At 63.8% G+C, this 23,317-nt stretch carries 23 protein-coding genes and 1 pseudogene; 14 read left to right on the forward strand and 10 right to left on the reverse strand.

The window, feature by feature from the left end; genetic code table 11:
* Positions 1-13: 13 nt before the first annotated feature.
* Positions 14-2,478, forward strand: a pseudogene (locus DLM46_RS25775) (GcvT family protein).
* On the opposite strand, the gene DLM46_RS25780 reads toward DLM46_RS25775, so the two are convergent.
* The 3 genes from DLM46_RS25780 to DLM46_RS25790 all read right to left on the reverse strand — a co-directional run bounded on the left by DLM46_RS25780 (position 2,445) and on the right by DLM46_RS25790 (position 4,538).
* Positions 2,445-3,026, reverse strand: a complete 582-nt coding sequence (locus DLM46_RS25780; RefSeq protein ID WP_115105267.1) for a cytochrome b — start codon at positions 3,024-3,026, stop codon at positions 2,445-2,447. The pseudogene DLM46_RS25775 and the gene DLM46_RS25780 overlap by 34 nt on opposite strands.
* Positions 3,023-4,150: a catalase family peroxidase gene (locus tag DLM46_RS25785; protein WP_115105368.1), complete on the reverse strand. Its 1,128-nt coding sequence runs from the start codon at positions 4,148-4,150 to the stop codon at positions 3,023-3,025. Before DLM46_RS25785 ends, DLM46_RS25780 begins: the two co-directional genes overlap by 4 nt.
* Positions 4,151-4,265: 115 nt before the next feature.
* Positions 4,266-4,538 carry a DUF4148 domain-containing protein gene (locus DLM46_RS25790; protein WP_115105268.1) on the reverse strand — a complete coding sequence of 91 codons (273 nt, stop codon included), beginning with the start codon at positions 4,536-4,538 and terminating at the stop codon, positions 4,266-4,268.
* 236 nt (positions 4,539-4,774) lie between these two features.
* Here DLM46_RS25790 and DLM46_RS25795 point away from each other — a divergent pair, with 236 nt between their 5' ends.
* From DLM46_RS25795 to DLM46_RS25805, 3 genes are all read left to right on the forward strand, one after another.
* Complete coding sequence (locus DLM46_RS25795) at positions 4,775-5,512, forward strand: anti-sigma factor family protein (RefSeq protein WP_115105269.1); 738 nt, start codon at positions 4,775-4,777, stop codon at positions 5,510-5,512.
* Between the two features lie 150 nt (positions 5,513-5,662).
* Complete coding sequence (locus DLM46_RS25800; RefSeq protein WP_115105270.1) at positions 5,663-6,181, forward strand: sigma-70 family RNA polymerase sigma factor; 519 nt, start codon at positions 5,663-5,665, stop codon at positions 6,179-6,181.
* Positions 6,178-7,011 carry an anti-sigma factor family protein gene (locus DLM46_RS25805; RefSeq protein WP_115105271.1) on the forward strand — a complete coding sequence of 278 codons (834 nt, stop codon included), beginning with the start codon at positions 6,178-6,180 and terminating at the stop codon, positions 7,009-7,011. Before DLM46_RS25800 ends, DLM46_RS25805 begins: the two co-directional genes overlap by 4 nt.
* Positions 7,012-7,054: 43 nt before the next feature.
* Here DLM46_RS25805 and DLM46_RS25810 read toward each other — a convergent pair whose 3' ends face one another.
* The 3 genes from DLM46_RS25810 to DLM46_RS25820 form a co-directional block, all read right to left on the reverse strand.
* On the reverse strand, positions 7,055-8,110 hold the full coding sequence (locus tag DLM46_RS25810) for a lipase secretion chaperone (RefSeq protein ID WP_115105272.1): 1,056 nt from the start codon (positions 8,108-8,110) through the stop codon (positions 7,055-7,057).
* 4 nt (positions 8,111-8,114) lie between these two features.
* Positions 8,115-9,209 (reverse strand): triacylglycerol lipase, encoded by a 1,095-nt coding sequence (locus DLM46_RS25815; RefSeq protein ID WP_115105273.1) that lies wholly within the window; start codon positions 9,207-9,209, stop codon positions 8,115-8,117.
* 105 nt (positions 9,210-9,314) lie between these two features.
* Positions 9,315-10,241, reverse strand: a complete 927-nt coding sequence (locus DLM46_RS25820; protein ID WP_115105274.1) for an AraC family transcriptional regulator — start codon at positions 10,239-10,241, stop codon at positions 9,315-9,317.
* 208 nt (positions 10,242-10,449) lie between these two features.
* Here DLM46_RS25820 and DLM46_RS25825 point away from each other — a divergent pair, with 208 nt between their 5' ends.
* Positions 10,450-11,361 (forward strand): NmrA family NAD(P)-binding protein, encoded by a 912-nt coding sequence (locus DLM46_RS25825; protein ID WP_115105369.1) that lies wholly within the window; start codon positions 10,450-10,452, stop codon positions 11,359-11,361.
* A gap of 25 nt (positions 11,362-11,386) precedes the next feature.
* Positions 11,387-11,593 carry a hypothetical protein gene (locus DLM46_RS39145; protein WP_133300380.1) on the forward strand — a complete coding sequence of 69 codons (207 nt, stop codon included), beginning with the start codon at positions 11,387-11,389 and terminating at the stop codon, positions 11,591-11,593.
* Between the two features lie 137 nt (positions 11,594-11,730).
* Here DLM46_RS39145 and ribA read toward each other — a convergent pair whose 3' ends face one another.
* Positions 11,731-12,381 (reverse strand): GTP cyclohydrolase II, encoded by a 651-nt coding sequence (ribA, locus tag DLM46_RS25830; protein ID WP_115105275.1) that lies wholly within the window; start codon positions 12,379-12,381, stop codon positions 11,731-11,733.
* A gap of 270 nt (positions 12,382-12,651) precedes the next feature.
* On the opposite strand from ribA, the gene DLM46_RS25835 reads away from it, so the two are divergent.
* Positions 12,652-13,095 (forward strand): CBS domain-containing protein, encoded by a 444-nt coding sequence (locus tag DLM46_RS25835; RefSeq protein WP_115105276.1) that lies wholly within the window; start codon positions 12,652-12,654, stop codon positions 13,093-13,095.
* Between the two features lie 355 nt (positions 13,096-13,450).
* Here DLM46_RS25835 and DLM46_RS25840 read toward each other — a convergent pair whose 3' ends face one another.
* Both DLM46_RS25840 and DLM46_RS25845 read right to left on the reverse strand, forming a co-directional pair.
* A complete protein-coding gene (locus DLM46_RS25840; RefSeq protein ID WP_115105277.1) occupies positions 13,451-13,795 on the reverse strand; it encodes a DUF4148 domain-containing protein in 345 nt (114 codons plus the stop codon).
* Positions 13,796-14,069: 274 nt separating this feature from the next.
* Positions 14,070-14,714: a DNA-3-methyladenine glycosylase gene (locus tag DLM46_RS25845; RefSeq protein ID WP_115105278.1), complete on the reverse strand. Its 645-nt coding sequence runs from the start codon at positions 14,712-14,714 to the stop codon at positions 14,070-14,072.
* A gap of 322 nt (positions 14,715-15,036) precedes the next feature.
* Between DLM46_RS25845 and DLM46_RS25850 the strand changes: the two genes are divergently transcribed.
* Both DLM46_RS25850 and DLM46_RS25855 read left to right on the forward strand, forming a co-directional pair.
* Positions 15,037-15,399 carry a BON domain-containing protein gene (locus tag DLM46_RS25850; RefSeq protein ID WP_115105279.1) on the forward strand — a complete coding sequence of 121 codons (363 nt, stop codon included), beginning with the start codon at positions 15,037-15,039 and terminating at the stop codon, positions 15,397-15,399.
* A gap of 408 nt (positions 15,400-15,807) precedes the next feature.
* Positions 15,808-16,890, forward strand: coding sequence for a calcium:cation antiporter (locus DLM46_RS25855; protein WP_115105280.1), 1,083 nt, complete (start codon positions 15,808-15,810; stop codon positions 16,888-16,890).
* 39 nt (positions 16,891-16,929) lie between these two features.
* On the opposite strand, the gene DLM46_RS25860 is transcribed toward DLM46_RS25855, so the two are convergent.
* A complete protein-coding gene (locus tag DLM46_RS25860) occupies positions 16,930-17,823 on the reverse strand; it encodes a LysR substrate-binding domain-containing protein (protein WP_115105281.1) in 894 nt (297 codons plus the stop codon).
* A gap of 550 nt (positions 17,824-18,373) precedes the next feature.
* Here DLM46_RS25860 and DLM46_RS25865 point away from each other — a divergent pair.
* Genes DLM46_RS25865 through DLM46_RS25885 form a run of 5 tightly spaced genes read left to right on the forward strand, consistent with a single transcriptional unit; the run spans position 18,374 to position 23,253 of the window.
* Complete coding sequence (locus DLM46_RS25865) at positions 18,374-19,468, forward strand: ABC transporter substrate-binding protein (RefSeq protein ID WP_115105282.1); 1,095 nt, start codon at positions 18,374-18,376, stop codon at positions 19,466-19,468.
* Positions 19,465-20,421: an ABC transporter permease gene (locus DLM46_RS25870; protein ID WP_115105283.1), complete on the forward strand. Its 957-nt coding sequence runs from the start codon at positions 19,465-19,467 to the stop codon at positions 20,419-20,421. The genes DLM46_RS25865 and DLM46_RS25870 overlap by 4 nt, the downstream gene beginning before the upstream one ends.
* A complete protein-coding gene (locus DLM46_RS25875) occupies positions 20,418-21,290 on the forward strand; it encodes an ABC transporter permease (protein WP_115105284.1) in 873 nt (290 codons plus the stop codon). The genes DLM46_RS25870 and DLM46_RS25875 overlap by 4 nt, the downstream gene beginning before the upstream one ends.
* Before the next feature lie 25 nt (positions 21,291-21,315).
* Positions 21,316-22,389, forward strand: coding sequence for an ABC transporter ATP-binding protein (locus DLM46_RS25880; protein WP_115105370.1), 1,074 nt, complete (start codon positions 21,316-21,318; stop codon positions 22,387-22,389).
* 45 nt (positions 22,390-22,434) lie between these two features.
* A complete protein-coding gene (locus DLM46_RS25885) occupies positions 22,435-23,253 on the forward strand; it encodes a transporter substrate-binding domain-containing protein (protein ID WP_115105285.1) in 819 nt (272 codons plus the stop codon).
* Positions 23,254-23,317 lie beyond the last annotated feature (64 nt).

The raw sequence follows: 23,317 nt of genomic DNA on the forward strand, positions 1-23,317 counted from the left end.
CGTATTTCAACATATGTCCACACCACTCCCCACTCACGCCCGCGTCGTCATCGTCGGCGGCGGGATCATCGGGTGCTCCGTCGCCTATCACCTCGCGAAATCGGGCTGGACAGACGTGGTTCTGCTCGAACAGGGGCAACTGTCGTGCGGCACGACCTGGCACGCGGCCGGGCTGGTCGGCCAGTTGCGCGCGCAGGAAAGCACGACGAAGCTGATTCGCTATTCGACCGCGCTCTATGCCGAACTCGAAGCGGATACCGGCCTCGCGACCGGCTGGAAGCAATGCGGCTCGCTGTCGGTGGCGCGCACCGCCGAGCGGATGACGCAACTCAAGCGCACCGCCGCCGTCGCGCGCGCTTACGGCGTGGCTTGCGACGTGATCGGCCCGCGGGAAGCCGGCGAGCTGTGGCCGGTGATGCGCACCGACGACCTGCTCGGCGCCGTCTGGCTCCCCGGCGACGGCAAGGCGAATCCCACCGATCTGACCCAGGCGCCCGCGTCGTCGAAAACACGCGTGTGACTGCGATCCACACGCGCACCGCGCAGCGCCGCGCCAACGGCGCCCGCGAAGTCAGCGGTATCGCGTGGCGCAACAAGGACGGCGAAGAAGGCGCGCTCGGCGCGGACATCGTGGTCAATTGCGCCGGCCAGTGGGCCAAGGCGGTAGGCCGCTTGTGCGGCGTCACGGTGCCGTTGCATTCGGCCGAGCACTACTACATCGTCACCGAACGGATCGCCGGCGTACACCCGGACCTGCCGGTGATGCGCGATCCGGACGGCTTCATTTACTTCAAGGAGGAAGTCGGCGGTCTGGTGATGGGCGGTTTCGAGCCGAATGCGAAACCGTGGGGCATGCACGGCATTCCGGAGAATTTCGAATTCCAGTTGCTGCCCGACGACTGGGATCAGTTCGAAATCCTGATGGAAAACGCGTTGCAGCGCGTGCCCGCACTCGCAACGGCCCAGGTCCGGCAGTTCTACAACGGCCCCGAATCGTTCACGCCGGACAACAACTTCATGCTCGGCGAAGCGCCCGAGTTGCGGGGTTTTTTCGTCGGCGCGGGTTTCAATTCGATGGGCATCGCGTCGGCGGGCGGCGCGGGCATGGCGCTCGCCGAATGGATCGTCGCGGGCGAGCCGACCATGGATCTGTGGCCGGTCGATATCCGCCGCTTCGCGCGCTTTAACGGCAACGACACGTGGCTGCACGATCGCGTCAAGGAAACACTCGGCCTGCATTACGCGATGCCGTGGCCGAATCGCGAACTCGACAGCGCCCGGCCGTTTCGCCGCTCGCCGCTCCATGCGCTGCTACGCGACGACGGTGCCTGCTTCGGTAGCAAGATGGGCTGGGAACGCGCCAACTTCTTCGCGCCGACGCCCGCACAGCCGCGCATCGACTACGCATTCGGCCAGCAGAACTGGCTGCCGTGGAGCGGCGCCGAACATCGCGCGTGCCGCGAAGGCGTCGCGCTGTTCGACATGACGTCGTTCTCCAAATTTCTGGTCAAGGGGCGCGATGCGCAAAGCGTGCTGCAGCATATCGTCGCGAATGATGTGGCCGTGCCGCCGGGCACCGCGGTGTATACGGGCATGCTCAACGAGCGCGGCACTTACGAATCGGACTTCACGCTGACGCGCCTCGCCGACGATCAATATCTACTCGTTACCGGCACCGCACAAACCACGCGCGACTTCGACACCATCGAAAAGGCGATTCCCCATGACAGGCACTGCACGCTAGTCGACGTCACCGGCCAATACGCGGTGCTCGCCGTCATGGGACCGCGCTCGCGCGCGTTGCTGCAAAGCGTCTCGAAAGCGGACTGGGGCGACGCGGCCTTCGCCTTCGGTCAAAGCCGCGAAGTCGACCTCGGCTACGCGACGGTGCGTGCCACCCGCCTCACCTATGTCGGCGAACTCGGCTGGGAACTGTACGTGCCGGTCGAATTCGCGGTCGGCGTGTACGAAACGCTGCACGCCGCAGGTAAGCCGTTCGGTCTCGTCAACGCCGGCTACTACGCAATCGATTCGCTGCGCATCGAAAAAGGCTATCGCGCATGGGGCCGCGAGCTCACCCCGGATACGAATCCGTTCGAAGCGGGTTTGTCGTTCGCGTGCAAGCTCGACGAGGACATCCCGTTTCGCGGCCGTGACGCGTTGTTGAAACTGCGCGCCGAGCCGCTGCGCCGTCGCATGGTGGTGCTGACAGCCGACGGCGCCGCCGATCGCATGCTGTGGGGCGGCGAAGCGATTCTGCGCGACGGCGAACCGGTCGGCTTCGTCAGTTCGGCGGCGTTCGGGCACACGCTCGGCTGTCCGGTGGCGATGGGCTACATCAACAATCCGGACGGCGTTGCCGATACCGGGTATCTGAACAGCGGGCGATATGCGATCGACGTCGCCGGCGATCTGCTGCCGGCTGCCGTGCATCTGAAGGCGCCTTATGATCCGCGCTCGGAGCGGGTGAAAGGCTGAGCGGACCGGATCGGCCCGCCCCGCGCCATGCTCGAAAACACGCCGTCGCGGCGGATCAGTCCATGAAACAGCGCCGCGGCGAGATGCAACAACACGGTCGCGAACAACGCAAACGCGAGCCACGTATGCAATGCGCGCAGCGCCGCAAAGAGCCGGACGTCGTGCGGCGCGATCGGCGGCAAATGCAGCGGACCATATAGCGTGACCGGATAGCCGGCTGCCGACAACATCGCCCAACCGATCAACGGCATCGCCGCCATCAACGCATACAACACGAGATGCGATGCCTTGGCGGCGACACGTTGAGGCGCGGGCATATCGTCGGGCAGCGGCGGGCTGCCGCGCTTGATCCGCACGCTGACACGCAACAGCACCAACGCGAGCAGCGCGATGCCCAACGGTTTGTGAATTGCAATCAGCGTGTTATGCGCGTGCGACACGGTCGCGACCATCCCCACGCCGATGAACAGCATCGCGACGATCAGCGGCGCCATCATCCAATGCAAGAGCCGCGCGAGCGGACTGAAATGTGCGTGCGCCGGCGTCATGTCCGAGCTCCGTTTGTCTGTGATGTCTGTGATGTCTGTGATGTCTGTGATGTCTGTGATTGATGAATGGACGGGTGCAGCGCCTCTTCGCGCGTACGGCGCTGGTATGAAAGCGCGTAAGCCGCCGAGCGCGCGGCGAGCAGCGGGTCGTTCGAAGGCTGAATGCCGGCCGGCAAGATAGTCGGATCGAAGTTGACGTCGCGGCATGCGCCGTCCTCCTGCGACGTCGTGCGATCGATCACCAGCGTGCCGGCGTCGATATGCCGACGATCGTCGGGCCATTGCAGGGTGGCGTCGTCGGTGGGGTCTCCCGGTTCCGCGACCGTCAGAATCAGATGCCAGCGCAACGGTCCAGCTTGCAGGCGTTGATCGAGGTCGGCCTGCAGGAAATTCTTCTCGTCCTTTTGCGCGTCGGTGATCGGTGCGTATGGCGTCTCGGGCACCATCGTCCAGCGCACGGCGCGGCTATTGCCCGCGCTATCGGTAAAACGAAATGCGTTGATGCTGTAGTACGCCGCGTTAGCCAGACTCGACGACGGCGGATGCGCCTTCACCCATGCCTGAAAAGGCCGGGTCTCCGGATGCGCTGCGTAAAACGCTTTCAGTTTCGCCTGATCGGGTTTGCCGGTGGTCGCATCGGGCTTCGCGGCAAGCAGTTGCTGATAGAACTGCTCAGGCGTATGAACCGCGAACACGGGCGTCGAATTCATGCCCGTACGCCATTGCTCGCCGTTCTGCAACTGAAACAGCAAGGCCATGCTGCGTACCGGCGAACTGGTGTCGGGTGCGGACGGGTTGCCGCCCGGAACCGCGAAGCGGCCCGTGACCGGCGTGCGGCCAAGCATAAATACGACCGAGTGCGAAAGCACCGCAGCGTTGCCGTTACTATCGAAATAGCCCGCTACGCACAGGCCCTTTGCATGATTGCGGCGATAGCCCGGATGCGGCTTGCCGGCCACGGCTTCGAACGTATTGATGATACGCGGCGCGGTAAGACGCGCGGGCGTCAGCCAGCCCGCCGTATAGGCAAAGCCGCCGGCGAGAACCAGCACCACCGCGCCGATCGCGGCAAGGCGGCACGGCACGCAGACAGGTGCGGGGTTGGAAACGGACGGTTTTGTCACGAAGACTCCTTGGCGTTGGAACGGGTTCACATGCCGGCTAACACGCGACGCATGCGAACTATTCCACTCGATAGCCGGCGCGCGCGTTCGATACGCGCGCCGGCTGTCGATACGCTCAATTGACGCTGCCTGCCGGCGCGCTGCTGCTTGCAACGCGGCTGGCAGCGGCCGCCGCCTGAGCGGCGAGCGCTTCCTTGTGGTGCTCGACCTGTTGTGCGAAGACCGGACTCACGTCCGGGTACGACGCATCGGTGACATAGTCGAGACCGTTCTGCTGCGCTTCGATCAATTCCTGGTACACCTGAGCGCGTGTCTTGCCTTGTGCAAAAACACTCGACGAAGCGGCGAGCACGACGATGGACAATGCGACAAATGCAATCTTCTTCATGATGAACTCCAGTGAGTTTTGTGCGGGTTTGCACGAGGGAGAACCCCGCGTTTCCCGCTTTTATTCCTGCGTCGATTCGCGAAAAAAAACATAACTGGAATGCGGAATAAAACCTCGCGCGAATGGGTTCGCACGACATCCGGCGGTGTCGCCGACGGTTCGTCACGCGTATGGAATAAACCGGTGCGTACAGGTGTTTGCCACTCGATAGCTGAAATTCGACGCATGCAGGCACCATGAACCCCATCGACTCCCACCGCGATTCGCCGCTGTCCGAAGCGGACATTCAGGCGTACGCCGACGGCATGCTGACGCCGGAACGCGCCGCTTTTCTGCGGGACTATCTGGGCAAAGATCAGACAGAAGCGCGCCGCGTGGCGTTCTACGGCAGACTGAATACGCAGATTCAACGGGCCTTTCAAACAACTGACGAACCGGCGACGGATCGCGTAACAGGACGGCGCCTTTCATTGCGCGGCGCCCTTCGCCGGCTGAGGACAGCGATGCGCCACAGCAGGATCATGAAGACGATAGCGGCGCTCGTTCTGGTGCTGGCAAGCGCCAGCGGTTGGCTCGCGGCGACCGAGGTGTCCGCTCGGGCGCTGAACAACGCCGCCGTGATGGCGCTGGCGGAAACCGCTGCCGGGCAGTTCTCCGCTGCTTCGCCGACGCGAACCGGCACGTCGGCACCCGACCTCGCAGCGGTCGGCTTGCGGCTCGTCGACGAAAGGTCTGTCGCGCTCGGCCCCTTTCAGCGAGCCGGCGAATTCGTCTATCTGAATGCGGACAACCGGCCCGTGGTGTTGATGTCCGCCCTGGCGCCGCTCGCGCCGTCGCAGCCACAATGGGCCGCGCGCCGGATCGGCGATATCCGCCTGCTGACCTGGACGGCGCAGTGGCAACGCTTCGTGGTTGCCGGTGACGCCCGCACGCACGGCCTGATGCGAGCCGCCGATGCACTGACGATGCGGTAGCGATCCGATGCTCCACGACGCTCGACGGCCGCATCATCGGCAAGGGAATAAAATGCGCCCACGCGTGTTCGCACCTGAAATGCGCGTGGTGGCCGAGCCGACGGCCGCCCACCCGGCGCACCACGAGCAGCCCGACGATTGGGATGAAAAATGGATGTCCGCGACGAGTTGATGGAGCATGTGCCGCGCTTGCGGCGCTATGCGCGAGCGCTGATCAACAACCGTGATCTGGCAGACGATCTGGTGCAGGACACGCTCGAACGCGCGCTTGGCCGCACCGGCATGTTCCAGCAAGGCACCGACCTGCGCGCGTGGCTGTTCACGATCATGCATAACGTGTTCGCCAATCAGGCACGCAAGGCTTCAGTGCGCGCCGTGCACGTCCCGGTCGACGACGACAGCGTGCACGAAAGCGAATTCGCCGTGCCGTCTGATCAGACCCGTTCGCTGGAAATGCGCGACCTCGACTATGCGTTGCAGCGCCTGCCCGTGGAGCAGCGCGAAGTGGTGCTGCTGGTCGGCCTCGAAGAAATGAGCTACGCCGACGTGGCGCTCGCGCTGAACATTCCGATCGGCACGGTGATGTCGCGGCTTTCGCGCGGTCGCGAGCGGCTTCGGGCATTGATGGCGGGCACGCAGCCCGGTGCGAAATTACAGGTGGTGCGATGAGCGACCAACACATGCCGATCGGCGAAGAGGACCTTCACGCGTACGTGGACGGCACGCTGTCCGACGAGCGCCGTGTCGAGGTGGAGCGCGCGCTTGAACAAAGCCCCGAATTGGCGGCGCGCGTCAGCGATTATTTCTCGCTGAATAACATGTTCCATGAGCGCTACGACCGCGTGCTGAGCGAGCCCGTGCCCAAGCGCCTGCAAGCGCCTGCCGCCGGTCGGCGCCGCTGGCGCATCGCCGCCAACTGGCCGCAGTTCGCCGGCATGGCCGCGGCGTTGGTGCTTGGGATCGGCATCGGCGTGGGCACGCATATGGGGCAGGACGTCGTCGCGCCGCTCGCGAGCCGCTCGGGCTCGGACACGCGCGCAGTCAGTACGGACGCCGCCGAAGGATTCGCGCGGCAAGCCGCAGTCGCGCATGTGGTTTATATGCCCGCCATCGACCGGCCTGCCGATATCGGCGCGGATCGCGACCAGGAGTTCGTGCAGTGGCTGTCCAACCGGCTCGGCACGAACGTGCATCCGCCGATTCTGTCGAAGAGCGGTTTCAACCTGTCGGGTGGCCGCCTGTTGCCCGGCGCCGACGGACCGACCGCGCAGTTCATGTATCGCGGCCCGAACGGCGAACGCGTGACGCTGTGCATTTCGCGCCGTCAGGTGAATGCGAACACGACCGCGTTCAAGCTCTATCAGGACGGACCGGTGAACGTGTTCTACTGGGTGGACGGCGACTTCGGTTACGCGGTGTCAGGCGGCATTGACCGGAAGGTGCTGCTGCAACTGTCGCATGATGTGTATGCGCAGTTGACCGGCGCAGCGCCGGGCTGATTCGCCGCCTTCGCCGCCTTCGCCTCGTTCGCCGAGCCCCGGCTCAGCTTCCCGAACTGCGATCGAGCGACGCCGCCCGCATGGCGTCGCTCGGGTTCGCGAAGAAGTGCTGGCGCAACTGCGCGATTTGCGCCTCGCGCTGCTGCGGCGGCAAATCCTGTTTGTCGATCTGAGCGCGCTGGGTAGCGTAGTCGGCGTAACGGGCTTGCCAGGCGTTGTCGGCTTGCTGCATTTGCACGACGCGCTCCGCCGCCTCGGGGCCCAGGGTTTGCGTGATCTGCGCGCGCAGCGCTTCTGGCGAGGCGCCCTGTTTTTGCGCCTGCATTTGTGCGCGGCTGATGGCGTCGATCGATGCCTGCTGCTGTTGTGCCCGTTCCCGCACCGCGCGTATTTCCGGCGGCAATGCCGCATCGAGCGCGGTAAGACGCGCGGTTTTCTGCGCGTCGCTCAATGAGGTATCGGACGCGACGCGCAGGCGTGCCAGATCCGTGTGTTGGCGCTGCGATTCCCCGCCGAAAAATGCTTCGTTCCAGTCGCCCATGAACCGCGTACCCAATGCATCGCGCTGATCGAGCGCGAGTTGCAGCGCGTCCAGATCCATCTTTGCGCCGTTTTGCGCCGGCGCTTGCGGTATCTGCGCGAGTGCGCTGCGATAGGCGTTGTAGCGCGGCCAGACGGCCAATGCTTCGTCGGCGGCCGGTGTGCCGTCGAGTTGTGCCGCGATCTGACGACGCACCAATGCGTCGAGTGTGGCGGCCGAAACCTCGTTTTGCGTCGTCAGAAAGTAGTCGAAGAAATCGCGGACCGCACGCGTGTGCGCCAGATGACCCCGGCCGTCGGTCGGCAGATGCGGTGGCGCTGAGCCGACGAGCGAAGCCGGTAAAGCGCCCTCGGTTTGCACGCGCGCGGCTGGGTCCGAGCTCGATGCGAGCGGCGCTTGTGTGGTACTCGCCACGTTAGCCGAATGCGCGGCGGACGCATCGCGCGCGGACGGCGCACCGTTCAACCACCATGCGGCGCCCGCTGACAGCGCGCCCACCGCCGCAAACACCAGCCACCGACTGCGTGCCCTGCCCCGCTGCCCGTCGAACCGGCGCATCCGCTCAAACGCCTTGCGTCTTCAACCGGTTCGCGTGCGTGCGGATCACCGCGACCGGGTCCTCCGCATTCGCGCCACGGACGCCGAGCAACTGATTGATCTCGTCGAGATGGTTCCACTTGTAGCTGGTGCCGAGCACGTTGCCGTACAGCGCGCTGCACACGGAGACCATGCCGTCGTTCTGCCCCGACTGGCGGCTCACCATGACGGTGCCGGTGCCGTACAGCACGAGCGTCGACGCATCGAGGAGATTGGCCGGATCGAGCGGCGCGACGCTCGTATCGGTGGCACCGGTGATGCCGAGCACCGAGGTCGGCTGAATGGCGCTGCCCGTCCACGAATACAACAGGTGCGTGTTGCCGTTGACGGTCTCGGTCGCCTCGCCCGTTTGACACGAGCCCGCCGCGCCGAGCCCCGCGCTCGGATAGCTCGCGTTGTAGGCCGCCGCGTTCGCCGTGGTCAGCGTCTTGAGCGCAGCCACCGCGTCCTGATTCGTGCTGTGCGAGCTGTTCGTCAGGATTCCGAATATATTTGCGAATGCACCGATGATCGGCGTCGACAAGCCGGTCGGATCTTTTTGCAGCGCGTCCTGCGCGAAGTCGGCGAACTCCGAGCCGCGATGCGGCGTGCCGATGGTCGTCACCGATGCGACCAGTTCAGGCGCCACCGCAGCGACATAGCGCGACGTCAGGCCGCCCTGACTATGGCCGATCAGATTCACTCTCTGCGCGCCGGTTGCCGCGAGCACCTGCTTCACGTAAGCGAGCAGTTGTTCGCCTCGGCCGTTGGCACCGTCGTCGCTCTGGAAGCCTGACAGGTTGGCCACATACACCGTCGCGCCATGCTGCTGAAGATCCGACTGAATGCCGTACCAGTAGTCGAGCACGCCGAGGAATTTGTCGGTGCCTGCGAGACCGTGCACGAGGATGATCGGATAACGGGTCGCCGCGTAATCGTCGGCGCTGACGCTCGACGTGGCGGCGACCGCGCGATCGATACCGGCTGGCGTCGCGAGTGTCAGAAGAACGGCGAGCGGGGCATTGGCGATAGCGGCGGCGACTACCCACGCGACGATGCGAGAACCCTTCGATTTCGACATATAACGGCCTCCGGTTGCGAAGTCCGCGTATTTAGCTATGGAAATCGGTTGAGGGCAATAGAGCGGAAACTCCAAATTGCTGATGCTGCACTGCGTTTCGAATGCTTATCGGGGTGTCGTGATGCGGCGGGCATTCAGCGAATTCAGCTCGATGATGCTGCCTGCATTCGCACTGGATTTGATGAGCTCACGCGGCGTCACCCCCAACAACCGGTTCATCCAATGCGCCATATGGCTCTGGTGCGCGAACCCCGTATCCAGCGCAATCTGACTCGCGCTCAACCCGCCGTCCAGCAAGAGCGTTTTCGCCCGCTCGACACGCCGCTGCACCACGTATTGATGCACCGGCATGCCGAGCGTTTCGCGAAACAGCACCTTGAAATGCGGCACGCTCAACTCCGCATGCGCGGCCAGTTCGGTGAGCGTAAGACGCTGATCCAGATGCGCTTCGATAAAGTCGATCACGCGTGCAGCCGTCTTCGGCGCGAGCGTGCGGCGCTTGTTATCGAGCATCGGCGCACCGCCGATCAGCCGCACGATCATCGCCGTGCACAAGCTTTCCGCGTAGAGCGGATCGGACGCATCGTCGGCTTCGAGTTCGGCGCGCAACGCCCATGCCAGATGCTGAAAGCGGGGGTCGCGCATCTGAAACTGCGGACGAAGGCCAGTTTCGCTCGACTTCAGCTCCAGCTGCTCGACGGTCTTGCGCGCGAAGTCTTCGGCGAACCACACGCTGAAAATCGTGCACGCGGATTCATCGGTCCACTGCCCGTCGAGCCCCGCCGGAATCACATCGACATCGCCATGCGCCTGAATCCGCGCATAGCGGCGTTCGTTGCACATGCAACGCGCTCTCACCGGCGCGCCGACATGCACGCCCACACGGTGATGCTTGAGCGCAGGAATCCGGTGCAGCCCCGCGGCGACGCTCACCAGTTCCGCGCCAAAGCCCCGCCAGCCGAGCGCTTTGCTGGAACGCAAGGTGATGCGGGAACCACTGTGCGGTTGCGGTATGGGTGTGACGGCATTCATGGCGTTCCCTCGTAGATGACGGCCAATGTAGCTGCATTGTGCGGTGTTTTGCGCCGTTTCGCCTGGCTTGCTCCGACCTCTGATCTTCCGTGCAGCGGCGCCGTAAAAAACCAATCATCCGAATCTGCGCACCGCGATCCTTGCCCGCGCGTTTCCTCACTCGCGCGTCCCTATGATGACAGCACACCAAGTCCACGAGGAGCCCACCGTGTTTGTGATTTTTGGAGCAGCAGGCAATGTAGGTCGAGTGAGCGCAGCGGCGTTGCGCCGGGCGGGCCGCGAGGTACGCGCGGTGGTGCGCAACGAGCGGCAAGGCGAACTGCTGGCGGACCTCGGCTGTGAGATTGCACTGGCCGATCTGCTCGATCCGCGTTCGGTTGCGCGGGCTATCGACGGCGCGTATGCCGTGCAGATGCTGTGTCCCGTGCCGCATGCGGACCCCGATCCGGCCGCCACGATGCGCCGCATGATCGACGTGGGCGCCGGTGCATTGCGCGAGAATCCGCCGCAACGGGTGCTCGCACTGTCCGACTATGGCGCGGAGCACGCCGACGGCACCGGTATCACGACCTTGTTCCACTACCTCGAGACGCAGCTTGCGCCCGTCGCCACTCAGTTGATCTTTTTACGCGCCGCCGAGCATATGCAGAACTGGGCTCGGGTGTTGCCGATCGCGCTCGCGAAAGGCGTGCTGCCGAGCCTGCATCATCCGTTGAGCAAGCTGTTTCCGACGGTCGCCGCACAGGACGTCGGACTGCTCGCCGCCGAGTTGCTGCTCGACGAGCGCCCAGCCAGGGTATCGCCGCGCGTGGTCAGCATCGAAGCTGAGGAGCGCGTCAGTTCGTTCGACGTTGCGCGCACATTCGGCGCACTGGCTCACCGTGAGATCGTCGCACACGACATGCCGCGCGGCGAATGGGCCGCCATGCTCCAGGGCGCCGGATTCGGGGCGAACTACGCGCGCCTGATCACCGACCTGTACGACGCGCACAACGCCGGCCGCATCGACGTCGAAGCGCCAATCAGCGAACGGCGCTTCGGCGCCACGGCTCTCGCGGACGTGTTCGCTTCGATCCTGCCTCGCGTGGCAACAGTCCCCGCGGCTGCGGCTGAACGCTGAATGCGCACGTCATAGGAGAAACGACATGCACACCTGCCCTCTGCTACGCGTATCGATGGAATCGCGGAACGTGGCGGCAAAGCATCGCTTCGCCACGCGCACAAACAGCAGCATCCCCGGCCGCAGGCTGGCGATGCTATTGGCAAGTCTCGCGGGACTGATCGGCTGGCGTGCGCTTCGGGATGTACTCGACGCGATTCCCGACAGCAACGACGACTTTGGTTTGTTTTAAGTTGTCGTGTCGTGATGTGACGCGAAGCGAACTGAAATGAAGCGCATCGTTATACCGTCGAAACCAACGCTACAACGCCGGTCGCCGCTTGCAAACGGCGACCGACGCGCTTCAGCTTTAATTCGCCTTTAAGGCAGTTACTCGTTCTCTTCGAAGTAATGTCCGAACTTCAACTGCTTGGTGCGGATATAGCGCTCGTTTTCCTCGCGCATCGGGATCGCCAGCGCGACCCGCTCGCACACCGGAATGCCGTGCTTCGACAACGTGTCGAATTTCTCCGGATTGTTGCTCATCAAGCGCACTGATGTGACCTTCAACGTGCGCAAAATGCCTGCCGCCGAATCATATTCGCGCGAGTCGTCGGGCAAGCCGAGATCGAGATTGGCCTCTACGGTATCGCGCCCCTGTTCCTGCAGCGCGTACGCGCGAATCTTGTTCGACAGGCCGATGCCGCGCCCTTCGTGGCCGCGCAAATACAGCAGAACGCCGCAACCTTCGGCCGCGATATAGCGCAGCGCCAGATCGAGCTGTTCGCCGCAGTCGCAGCGATACGAGCCGAGCACGTCGCCCGTCAGGCATTCGGAATGCAGGCGCGTCAACACCGACGACTTGTCGGCGACATCGCCCATCACGAGCGCGAGATGTTCGGCGCCGCTTTCGACCACGCGAAACACGTAGGAGGTGAACGTGCCGTAGCGCGTGGGAAGCGTGGCGGTGGCGTCGAGGACGACGCACTCGCCGCTGATTTCGCCGTCTGTTGCTTGCGACGGATCGTGAGACGTGAGCATGGCGTTGGACAGTGGTGCTGACATGAACCCGATCAAACCGGGGATTAGGTATGGACTGGGAGTTTACCGCTAATCGGCTCGCTGCACCTGTTTGTCCATGCACCGCGCACGAAACCGGTGCGCGCGCCGCGTGAATACCTCAGATTGACGCGCCGCGCGCCACAGGAATTCCCGATGTACCCGATTGCAGCTCAAGCCTATACTGGAAACGCCTGTCCCTCACGACAGCGCGCCGCGCCGGCGTGCTGCATTGCGAAACGGAGCCGCTCCATGACAAGCGTTGCACAACTCCTCAAAACGAAACCGAACAACACCATCGTCTATACGATAGGGGCCGGGGACTCCGTCTACGAGGCGATCAAGCTGATGGCCGAAAAAGGCATCGGCGCGCTGGTCGTGACGGACGGCGACAGCATCGCCGGCATAGTCACGGAGCGCGACTATGCGCGCAAAGTCGTCCTGATGGACCGGTCGTCGAAGGACACCCCGGTGCGCGACATCATGAGCAAAGCCGTGCGCTTCGTCCGCCCCGACCAGTCCACCGAAGACTGCATGGCGCTGATGACCGAACGCCGCATGCGCCACTTGCCGGTGATCGACAACGACAGACTGGTCGGTATGGTGTCGATCGGCGACCTGGTGAAGAACATCATCGCTGAACAGCAATTCACGATTCAGCAGCTCGAGTTCTATATCCACGGCGAACGGCCCTGACGTTCCCGCGCACCGCAAGGCACGACTCACAGAAGGCAGCAAAAAAAGCCCAATCCTTGAAAAGGGTTGGGCGAAGCTACCTTGCGGCAGCGGAGGTTCCTTGAATGTCGGACCACGATGCGCGCGACGCGACCGGATGAGCAGGCAAGCGGAACATGCCGCTGCCGCCGCCAAGTGTCTGGACCGCAAGCTGTTGTCGTGCGTGCTCTATGCGGCACGTATATTTCTCGCCACTTCAAACTGCTGACCGCGCTGCGTGTTGGCCGCCACGGGACACGCCCCGCTCGATGGCCCACGCACGCGCCCCGCTTTCATCCGCTTGCTGCCGGCTCGCCGGCAGGATTGCCGCTCCGGATCAGTTGCCGAAATACACCGACTTCGGATTCTTCGACGGCCGGAGCACCGCGCCCGACTGCGACGAACCGCTCGTCGGTGCGCCGTAACCGCTGGTGTCGGCGACCGGTTGCTGGGTTTGCGCGACGGCCGCGTTTTGTGCCTGGACGCGACCCTCAGCAGCCTGGACATCGGCCGGATAGGTCGGGTCATTCGTGACGAAGGGGTTGTAGCCGGCTTGTTCCAGCTGGATCAATTCGTTGCGCACTTGTGCGCGGGTGGCGGGCTCCTGGCTCGATTGAGCAAACGAAGCGACCGGTGCTGCAAGAACGATTGCAATGGCGACTGCCTTGATGAGCGACTTCATGATCACTGACCTCCAGACTTGATTATTTGCTTCGCTTGACACGCCGTGTGGGAAGCGAGTGATTGGAGTCTAGTCACCAGATCGCCGAGGGAAAACCCTTAATTTCGAGATACATAATTGTTCGAATCGGAAGAATGCGTCGAAACTTCCGGTCGGCTACGCCCGGAGCTGTAGCATTACCGTAATAATTGTCGGCATCGTAACCCTTTGCGTCTGACGTTTCCAAAACACGCCCGCAGCGAGGATGTTTTGCCGTAGCGCGTGCCATCCGCAGTCAGATTTGCGTGTCCGTCGAATCGGCGGAACGCGGCATCAACAGCTTGCGCGGTCCGCTGACGAATGCGCTGCCCGGCTCGAAAAACCGCAATGGCCGATGCATCTCGCGCGACAAGCCGATGCGCGTCGTCACCCCAACTGGCATCTGTTCCGTTTCGATCGCGCCGATCCACAGGCCGCGCCCCATGCAAAGATCGTAGCCGTCGAATGCCTGGCCGATGCCGAGCGCCGTGGTCAACCGTCCCGGGCCGCGCGCCAGGTCGCGCAGCGGCACGCCGGGCCGCCGCGCCTCCATCAGGGGCAGCCCTTCGAGCGGCTCGATCGCGCGCAACAGAATCCCCGCGCCGACTTCCTCCGCTTCCGCGGACATGTTGAGCATGTACGAAACCCCGTAGGTCAGGCGCACATAGGCGTGCCCGCGTGCAAGAAACATCGAGCCGTTGTACGAACGGCGGCCGGCGAACGCGTGACTGGTCGAATCGCCGACCGGATACGCCTCGGTCTCGACAATCCGCCCGCTAATGCGGCCTTCCGGCAGATCGTGCACGAGGTATTTGCCGACCATGAAGCGCGCCAGTTCGACCGTATCGAGCGGCAAATCGTCACGAAGCAATGGGATGATGGGAAGCGGCTGATTCGGCATTCAGTTCGACCTTGTTCGAGGCGCGCCCAGCGATACAGCGCCATCAGCCTGCTTTCATCGGCCGATTCGTTGCACCAAAGCCTCACTTCGACGCAGCGACGCAATCACCATGGCACCAATTGGAGTATCGTGTGTTTCCGGCCTGCGGCACAGCCTTTGCCGGCATGCGTGAGCCTCGGCCCGCCTGATCAGCAGACAGATTGCAGCAAATCGCACTACCCGCAGCACGGTTCCATTCAGTTTCGATCCCGAAGTACCCGCAGGTGCAGTACGCCGGCTCCATCCAGGCGCCGTCGTATTCATAACAAAAGGAGAAAGTTGAATGAAAGCATTCCCCGCAATCAAGATGATCGGCGGCGCGCTGATCGTTCTGGCATCCCTGAACGCCTACGCACAAAGCAGCGATGCCGCGGCGCCTGCCGCTGCATCGGCGATGAGCGCCAAGCCGAGCAAAGCCGACAAGGCAGCCAATCGCGCACTGGGACGCAAGGTGCGCAGCACGCTGTCGAAGACGAAGGGCTTGAGCGTGGCCAACATCACGGTGCGCGCACGTGGCGGCGCGGTGACGCTGGAAGGCACTGTGCCCGAGCAGCCGCAAGTCGATCTGGCGACTCAGGCCGCGCAAGGCGTGGCCGGCGTGACGTCGGTGAAGAATGCGCTGACGATCCGTCCGATCGGCCAGTAAACCCGAGTCAGCCTGCCGTAGCGCTTTACCCGGACGCAATGCTTCCACACGAAGCATTGCGTCCGGTTCGATTCAACCGGTTGCTTCCCGAGCCGCAGTTATCCCAACCGTTCTGCGCCGCCAGCGTTTCGGCACGAGAAACCGCACGGCATTTCCCGCGCAATTTTGCGGACCCCATCCTTGAATGCAGCACGATTGCCCGCCGCCACGAAGCGGACGAATCTGTGTCATCGCCAGATATCGCCTGAACAGGCAAACACGTGACGATTAAAAAATCCTTTATAATTTAATACGTTATGTCGTATTGTTGAGATGATGGATTAACATCTTCGCTCGCTGAAACGTCAACCGCCGCTCGCCGGCGCCTGCCGCGTCCGTTAAATACAAGCATTAGAAAGGAAGTCCTGAATGACCACGCCTGCGACCGCTTTGCCCCGCTGGACCATCGCCGCGCCGTTCGTCGCGTGGATCGTGCTGGGCGTGGCATACGCCATGCCGGGCCACGCGGTGCTGCTCGCGCTGGTCGGAGCGGCGCTGTGCGGCGCGGTCTTCACCGCGGTTCATCATGCGGAAGTCGTCGCGCATCGGGTCGGCGAGCCGTTCGGCACGCTGGTGCTGGCGGTGGCCGTCACCGTGATCGAGGTCGCACTGATCGTTTCGGTGATGCTGACGGCCGGCCCGGAAAAAGCCGACCTCGCGCGCGACACCGTGTTCGCGGCGGTGATGATCGTCTGCAATGGGATCGTGGGTATCTGTTTGCTGGTGGGCGGCATCCGTCACCGCGAGCAGGACTTTCAGATTCGTGGCGCAAGCGCGGCGCTGGCGGTGCTCGCGTCGTTGTCGGGGCTGACCATGGTGATGCCCAATTACACGACCACCAGCGTCGGTCCGGTACTGTCGCCGTCGCAGCTGGCGTTCGCGGGGATCTCGTCACTGGTGCTGTACGGCGTGTTCGTGTTCGTGCAAACCGTGCGCCACCGCGACTATTTCCTTGCCGACGTGCCCGATGAGGACGTCCACGCCGCGCCGCCGAGCGTCGGCGTCGCTGTGGCGAGCAGCGGCTTGCTGATGGTGTGCCTGGTTGCCGTCGTGTTGCTGGCGAAGGTGTTGTCGCCGGTGGTCGAAAGCGCGGTGAAGGACGCGGGTGCGCCGCCGGCGGTGGTCGGCATCGTGATCGCGGCGCTGGTGCTGCTGCCTGAAGGTCTCGCCGCGGTGCGCGCGGCGCGTGCCGACCGCTTGCAGAACAGCCTGAATCTCGCGCTCGGATCGGCGCTCGCCAGTATCGGCTTGACCATTCCGACCGTCGCCGTGGTGTTTTTGTGGACCGGTCAGCCGCTCGTGCTGGGCATCGACGGCAAGGAAACCGTGCTGCTGGTTCTCACACTGCTGGTCGGCACGCTCACGCTCAGCACTGGGCGCACCACGATTCTGCAAGGCGCGGTGCATCTGTCGCTGTTCGCGGCCTATCTGTTTCTGTCGTTCGCGCCCTGACAGCTCGGCATCGCAGCACGAAGGTCCAGACGACGAAGCCTACTCGTCCCAATGCGCCGCGATCCAGTCGCGAAACAGATTCAGCTTCTGCTGATGCGCGACTGAGTCGGGATACACGAAGTAATAGCGCCACCCGGTCTTGAGCACAGTCTCGAACGGCCGCACCAGACGCTTGGCCGCGACATCCTCGTCGATCAGTGCAAGATCGCTGATGGCCACGCCAAAGCCCTGCAACGCGGCGTTGGTCGCCATATCGAGCGTATCGAAGCTCGGGCCGTGTTCGGCGTCGATACCCTGCGTGTTCGCGGCATCCAGTTCGGTCGCCTTGGCGAGCCACATCTTCCAGTCGCGATGATCGCGCGTGGGATGCAGCAGCGTGTGGCGCGCCAGATCGGCGACCTGCGCCAGCGGCTTGTCCTTGAGCAGATCGGGTGCGCACACCGGCGTCAAACGCTCCTCGAACAACGGCACCGTCTGCACGTCCACGCCTGGCGACGACCCGTAGATGATCGCCGCGTCGAACGGCTCGAGCTGGAAATCGACGTCATGCTGCCAGGTGGTGGTGATCTGCACATGCAGATCGGGATACTCGGACTGGAAGCGCATGACTTTCGGCAGCATCCAGCGCATCACGCAGGTCGGCACTTTCAGCGCGAGATCGGTGCGCTGACGCGTGAGGCGCAGCGAAATCTCCTCGATCCGCGCGAAGCTCTCCTTGACTGCCGGCAGCAGCAATTCGCCTTCGGCGGTGAGCGTCAAACCCTTCGCATGGCGCTTGAAGAGCGGGAACTTGTAGTAATCCTCGAGCGCGATGATTTGCCGGCTGACCGCGCCTTGCGTCAGACACAGATGATCGGCGGCGCGCGTAAAGCTGCGGTGCCGCGCAACGGTTTCGAAAATCTGCAGCGCATTGAGCGGCGGAAGACGTCGCATTGAAGTAGCCCAGGATCAGGAAAAATCATTGCGGGGGCGAATGGCACTGCATGCCGCCACGCCCGCTGAGCCCACAGCATACGCGAATCGAAATTTCGACACGAGCCGGCCCAAGCCTCGCGGCATGCACTCCGCTCATGTCACAACCCCGGTTCGAGGTCCGTCGCGGCGTCTTGCACCGACTCTGGGCAAAGCGCTTCGTCTGCCGCACCAGAACCGAGCTTTCCTCATACCTCCACAGATGCGCAGTCGCGTAAAAATCATGGACGTTAACCCGCATGCGCCACTCCATCGGCGCTCCCGCTGCGTCAAACGAACCCACCACGCGCATCGCGCAACGGCTCACGCATGAGATTACGTCATGGCCGCCATGCGCATATTTCGTTTGTTGGAGGATTTTGGCAAACCTAGAGTGCATCCACACGCAACGCTCAGGTAACCCTCAGGCAATGCGTGAAGGGCTTCGTCAATGAGCAGTGAAGCGGGCAGTGAGCGGCAGCGGTCACAGCGAATATCACCAGGCAACAGGCGTTCAACACGGGAGACCGCCATGCAAGAGATCAAACGGGGTAGAAGGCAAGCCATCAAGACGATTGGCGCGGCACTCGCAGCGTCCACCTTGCCGATGCCGTTCATCAATCTGAAAGCGCAGGAGCACAATTTCTCCGGCAAGACGCTGCGCCTTCTGACCTGGTCGGACGACACCGGCGCCGCCGCGCTGCGCAACATCGCCGCGACCTTCACGGCAAAGACCGGCGCCAAGGTGATCGCCGACCGCGCCGACGGCACCTCGGGCATGGTCGCCAAGGTCAAGGCCGCGGGCGAGCGTCCTACTTACGACGTAATCACGCTCGCGGGCGTCGGCGCGGCGGGTCTCGGCGACGCGGGTCTCCTGATGAAGCCCGATCTCGACAAGCTGCCGAACCTGAAGGACGTCGCGCCGCCATATCGCACCGGCGCGAACGGCTTCGGCATCGGCTATCTGCTGTGGTCGGACGGCCTGATCTACAACACGTCGACGTTCAGGAGCGCGCCTGCTTCATATGAAGCCCTGTGGGATCCCAAGTACGCGGGACGCCTGTTCCTGCCGCCGCCGGAATGGGCCGAGGCCGTGGACCTCGCGATCATCGCCGCGAAGATGAATGGCGGGTCGCAGCAGAACATCGAGCCGGGCTTCAGGAAACTGATGCAACTGAAAGACCACGTGATGACGCTCGGCGAGAACCCGAATCAGGTAGCCGATCTGTTCCGCACCGGCTCGCTCGACATCGGCGGCATCTATTCGCCGGCCTTTTTCCCCGATCAGATCCGCAAGCCCGAGTACAAAATGGGCGTGACCTACGGCATGAAGGAAGGCTTCGCCACGCAATTGATGTTCACGGTGATCCCGAAGTCGCATCCGGGCGACAGCGATTTGATCCACGCGTTCATCAACCATTCGCTCGATGCCGGCGTGCAAGGCCGCATGGCCGCCGACGTGCTGAACGGCCCGGTCAATTCGAAGGCGGTGATTCCGGCCGAGAGCCGCGCGTTCGTGCCGAGCCCGCAGCAGATCGCCGAGAAGGCCGTGTTGCATGACGACAAGGCGCTCGCCGTCGTACAGCCGGCGTGGATCAAGCGCTACACCGAAATCTTCTCGGCATGACCCCGATGCTCGCGCGCTTTTCGCGGCGTGCGTCGGCGGTGCCGAGCCCGGGTGCGGCTTCCGGCACACCTGACGAGCCGGCGTTCGACGTGCGTCAAACCGCGCTCGCGAAGGCGCGGCCATGGCTGCTGCTCACGCCGATCCTGCTGTTTCTCGCCGTGCTCGGCGCGGCGGCGCTGGTGGTGCTGCGCATGAGCTTCGGCACGCAGGGCGACGAGTGGCGCGGCTTCACGCTGCAAAACTACGCCAACCTGCTCGACGGCTACTTCATGAAGTCGTTGTGGCTCACGCTGAGGCTCGCCTTTCAGAGCATGATCTGCGCGGTTCTGCTCGCCATTCCCGTCGCGCTGGCCATGGCGCGCACCGAGTCGCGCCTTGCGCGGCGTCTGCTGCTGGCCGGCGTACTGCTGCCGCTGCTCGTCAATCTGCTGTTGCAAGGCTACGGCTGGCTGATCATTCTCGGGCCGGCCGGCTTGCTCAATCACGCGCTACTCGCGAGCGGTCTCGTTCAAAGACCGGTGATGTGGCTGTATCGCGAACATGGGGTGTTGCTCGGTCTGATACAGACGGCGTTTCCGCTTGCCGTGCTGCCGTTGTCGAGCGCGATGCGCGCGGTGTCGCGCTCGTATGAAGAAGCCGCGGCCACGCTCGGCGCAACGCGCTGGCAAACCCTGCGTCACGTGCTGTTGCCGCTGGCGATGCCCGGTCTGGTAGCGGGCGCGCTGCTGGTGTTCGCGTACAACGCCAGCGCGTTCGCCGTGCCGCTTCTGCTCGGCGGACGCCGCGTGCCGATGCTCGCCGTGCTGGTGCACGATCAGGTGGCGCCGCTGCTCAACTGGCCCGCGGCCTCGGCATCAGGCGTCGTGTTGATGGTCGCCACGCTCACCGTGATGGCGCTTTCGCAGCGCCTCGTGCACCGCACGCAACGCCTCGGGGAGGAGTCGCACGCATGAGCACGTCTGTTCAAACCCTGCGCCTGCCGCGCTTCACACGTTTGCCGACGACCATGCCGGGGCAGCTCGGCAAGGCCGCGGCGCTGCTCGCCGCGATCGTGCTGTTGCTAGCCGCGCTGCCGATCCTGACGATGATCACGATGTCGTTCAGCGCAGCCGACACGCTCGAGTTCCCGCCGCACGCATACGGGCTGCACTGGTATCGCGCGGCCTGGCACAGCTTCGTAGCGCCGGACGCGAGCGACACGCTCTCGATGGGCGCCGCGCTCAGCACGAGCCTGATCGTCGCCGTCTCGACGATGCTGATCGCCACGCTCGTCTCGGTGCCCGCCGCCTACGCCTTGAGCCGCTACCGCTTTCGCGGCAAACCGGCGGTCGAGCAACTGGTGGCGCTGCCGCTCGTCTATCCGCTGGTGATGCTCGGCTTGTCGCTGCTGTTGGTGTTCAACGTGCTGCCGGTCGAACTCGGCGTATTCCGTCTCATCATCGCGCACGTGATTCTGGCGCTGCCGTTCACCGTGAAGAATTGCGCGGCGTCGGTGGCGTCGATCGGTCCCGAGTTCGAAGAGGCGGCCTGCGTGATGGGCGCGAGTCCGCGCCGCGCGCTGATCGACGTGATCCTGCCGCTGATGCGCCCCGGCATCCTCGCCGGCATGCTGTTCGCGTTCATCGTCTCGTTCAACGAATTCACCGTCACTTTCTTTCTCTACGGTATCGACACGATGACGCTGCCGGTGTGGCTGTACAGCCGCACGGTGTCGTCGCTCGATCCGACCGTGTTCTGTTTCGCGGTGTTCATCGTCGCGATCGACTTCGCGCTGATCTGGCTGCTCGAAAAACTGATCGGCGACGAAGGCGTTGCGCTTTGACGGTCCCACCATGCTGGAGCATTCGATGACCCATCTGACCTTGCAGGCCGTGACCAAACGCTTCAACGCGGCCCATGCCGTCGACAGCGTCGATCTGAGCGTGCCCGACGGCAAGCTGGTCTGCTTTCTCGGACCGTCCGGTTGCGGCAAGACGACCTTGCTGCGGATGATCGCCGGCCTGGAAACGCCGAGTTCGGGCAGCATCAGTTTCGCCGGCCGCGACATCACGTATCTGCCGGCCAATCAGCGCGACTTCGGCATGGTGTTCCAGTCGCTCGCGCTGTTTCCGCATATGACGGTAGCGCAGAACGTCGCGTATCCGCTCAAGCTGCGCAAGAGCGCGAAGGACGCGCAGGCGCGCCGCGTCGCCGAATTGCTGGAGCTGATCCAACTGCCGCATATGGCGAACCGGCCGGTCACGCAACTCTCCGGCGGCCAGCGGCAGCGCGTGGCGATCGCGCGTGCGATCGCATCGCAACCGAAACTGCTGTTGCTCGACGAACCGCTCTCCGCGCTCGACGCCAAGCTGCGCGAAGCGATGCAGGTCGAAATTCGCCTGCTGCAACAGCGCCTCGGCATCACGACGATCATGGTCACGCACGACCAGCGCGAAGCGATGACGATGGCCGATGAAATCGTCGTGATGGAAAAAGGCCGCATCGCGCAGGCCGGCAAGCCGCTGGACATCTACCGCGACCCGGTGAGCGAATTCGTCGCCGATTTCATCGGCCTCGGCAATATCCTGCCGGTCACTTACGACGGCGCCGGCGGCGTGAGCCTGCCGGGCGGCCGGCGCATTGCCGTTGCGCAAGCTCCGCGCCTGCCGGAATCGGGCCGCGATATCCGTCTGCTGATCCGGCCGGAAGACGTGTGCGTCAAGCCCGTGTCCGGCGATGCCGGGACGAATCGCGTTGCGGGCACGGTGACGTTTATCCGCGATGTCGGCGCCTCGCTCGAAGCAACGATCGATTGCGCCGGCTTCACGCTGACCGCCGCGACGACGCCGCGCGAAACGCCGGGTCTCGCGCTCGGCATGCCGGTGTACGCGGAATTGCCACCGTACGCGTGCAAACTGATCGCCGCCCGCGCGGCCCCTTGAAATCCGCTTATTAAAACCACCGACGTTTTCGACAGAGGAACGACCATGAACCAGACTGCCCAATCAACCACTCGCCGTGTGTTCGCCACGCTCGCCGCGACCCTGGCCTTCACGGGTCTCGGCGCGCTGTGCGCTTTCCCGTCGGCCGCCCATGCCGATGCGCTCGACACGATCGCCAAGTCGGGCACAGTGCGCATCGGCGTATTCGAAGACTATCCGCCGTTCGGTTCGATCGGCCCGGACATGAAGCCGATGGGCTACGACATCGACGTCGCCAACCTGATCGGCCGTGCGCTCAACGCGAAGGTCGAACTCGTCCAGGTGACGGGCGACAACCGCATGGCCTACCTCGCCGACCACAAGGCGGACATGCTGCTGTCGGTCGGCCAGACGCCCGAGCGTGAAAAGGTGATCGACTTCTCGCAGCCGTACGCCCCCTACTACCTCGCCGTGTTCGGCCCGAAAACCCTGACCGTGAAAAACGCCGCCGACCTCGCCGGCAAGTCGATTTCGGTCGCGCGCGGCACGCTGGAGGACCTGAGCGTCAGCAAGATCGCGCCGCCCAGCGCGGACATCAAACGTTTCGACGATCCGAACGGCGCAATTTCGGCATTTATTTCTGGTCAGGTACAGTTGATGGTGGTCGGCAACGACGTCGGTGCGACGATCCTCGCGCGTCATCCGGCGAACGATCCGGAGCAGAAGTTTTCGCTGTTCAGCTCGCCGGATCACGTCGGTTTGAACAAGAACGAGCCGCGTCTGAAGCAGAAAATCGACGACACGATTGCCAAGGCCCGCAAGGACGGCACGATGAACGCGATCTCGCAGAAATGGCTGCGCGCGCCGCTGCCGGCCGATCTCTGAACCTTTTTTGCGCAGACCGGCATGCCGGTCCGCGCCGGAGTTTGACTTCACGATGAGCGCCACG

Origin of the sequence: Paraburkholderia lacunae (assembly GCF_003353175.1) — a bacterium.
Taxonomy (GTDB): domain Bacteria; phylum Pseudomonadota; class Gammaproteobacteria; order Burkholderiales; family Burkholderiaceae; genus Paraburkholderia; species Paraburkholderia lacunae.

Bases quoted from the DNA above. Each gene is read 5' to 3' on its own strand.
- DLM46_RS25820 (WP_115105274.1), bottom strand. From the start codon at position 10,241: ATGAATGCCGTCACACCCATACCGCAACCGCACAGTGGTTCCCGCATC.
- DLM46_RS39145 (WP_133300380.1), top strand. From the start codon at position 11,387: ATGCACACCTGCCCTCTGCTACGCGTATCGATGGAATCGCGGAACGTG.
- DLM46_RS25840 (WP_115105277.1), bottom strand. From the start codon at position 13,795: ATGAAGTCGCTCATCAAGGCAGTCGCCATTGCAATCGTTCTTGCAGCA.
- DLM46_RS25805 (WP_115105271.1), top strand. From the start codon at position 6,178: ATGAGCGACCAACACATGCCGATCGGCGAAGAGGACCTTCACGCGTAC.
- DLM46_RS25780 (WP_115105267.1), bottom strand. From the start codon at position 3,026: ATGACGCCGGCGCACGCACATTTCAGTCCGCTCGCGCGGCTCTTGCAT.
- DLM46_RS25845 (WP_115105278.1), bottom strand. From the start codon at position 14,714: ATGCCGAATCAGCCGCTTCCCATCATCCCATTGCTTCGTGACGATTTG.
- DLM46_RS25870 (WP_115105283.1), top strand. From the start codon at position 19,465: ATGACCCCGATGCTCGCGCGCTTTTCGCGGCGTGCGTCGGCGGTGCCG.
- DLM46_RS25790 (WP_115105268.1), bottom strand. From the start codon at position 4,538: ATGAAGAAGATTGCATTTGTCGCATTGTCCATCGTCGTGCTCGCCGCT.
- DLM46_RS25875 (WP_115105284.1), top strand. From the start codon at position 20,418: ATGAGCACGTCTGTTCAAACCCTGCGCCTGCCGCGCTTCACACGTTTG.
- DLM46_RS25880 (WP_115105370.1), top strand. From the start codon at position 21,316: ATGACCCATCTGACCTTGCAGGCCGTGACCAAACGCTTCAACGCGGCC.
- DLM46_RS25815 (WP_115105273.1), bottom strand. From the start codon at position 9,209: ATGTCGAAATCGAAGGGTTCTCGCATCGTCGCGTGGGTAGTCGCCGCC.
- DLM46_RS25835 (WP_115105276.1), top strand. From the start codon at position 12,652: ATGACAAGCGTTGCACAACTCCTCAAAACGAAACCGAACAACACCATC.
- DLM46_RS25865 (WP_115105282.1), top strand. From the start codon at position 18,374: ATGCAAGAGATCAAACGGGGTAGAAGGCAAGCCATCAAGACGATTGGC.
- DLM46_RS25850 (WP_115105279.1), top strand. From the start codon at position 15,037: ATGAAAGCATTCCCCGCAATCAAGATGATCGGCGGCGCGCTGATCGTT.
- DLM46_RS25860 (WP_115105281.1), bottom strand. From the start codon at position 17,823: ATGCGACGTCTTCCGCCGCTCAATGCGCTGCAGATTTTCGAAACCGTT.
- ribA (WP_115105275.1), bottom strand. From the start codon at position 12,381: ATGCTCACGTCTCACGATCCGTCGCAAGCAACAGACGGCGAAATCAGC.
- DLM46_RS25795 (WP_115105269.1), top strand. From the start codon at position 4,775: ATGAACCCCATCGACTCCCACCGCGATTCGCCGCTGTCCGAAGCGGAC.
- DLM46_RS25810 (WP_115105272.1), bottom strand. From the start codon at position 8,110: ATGCGCCGGTTCGACGGGCAGCGGGGCAGGGCACGCAGTCGGTGGCTG.
- DLM46_RS25800 (WP_115105270.1), top strand. From the start codon at position 5,663: ATGGATGTCCGCGACGAGTTGATGGAGCATGTGCCGCGCTTGCGGCGC.
- DLM46_RS25885 (WP_115105285.1), top strand. From the start codon at position 22,435: ATGAACCAGACTGCCCAATCAACCACTCGCCGTGTGTTCGCCACGCTC.
- DLM46_RS25855 (WP_115105280.1), top strand. From the start codon at position 15,808: ATGACCACGCCTGCGACCGCTTTGCCCCGCTGGACCATCGCCGCGCCG.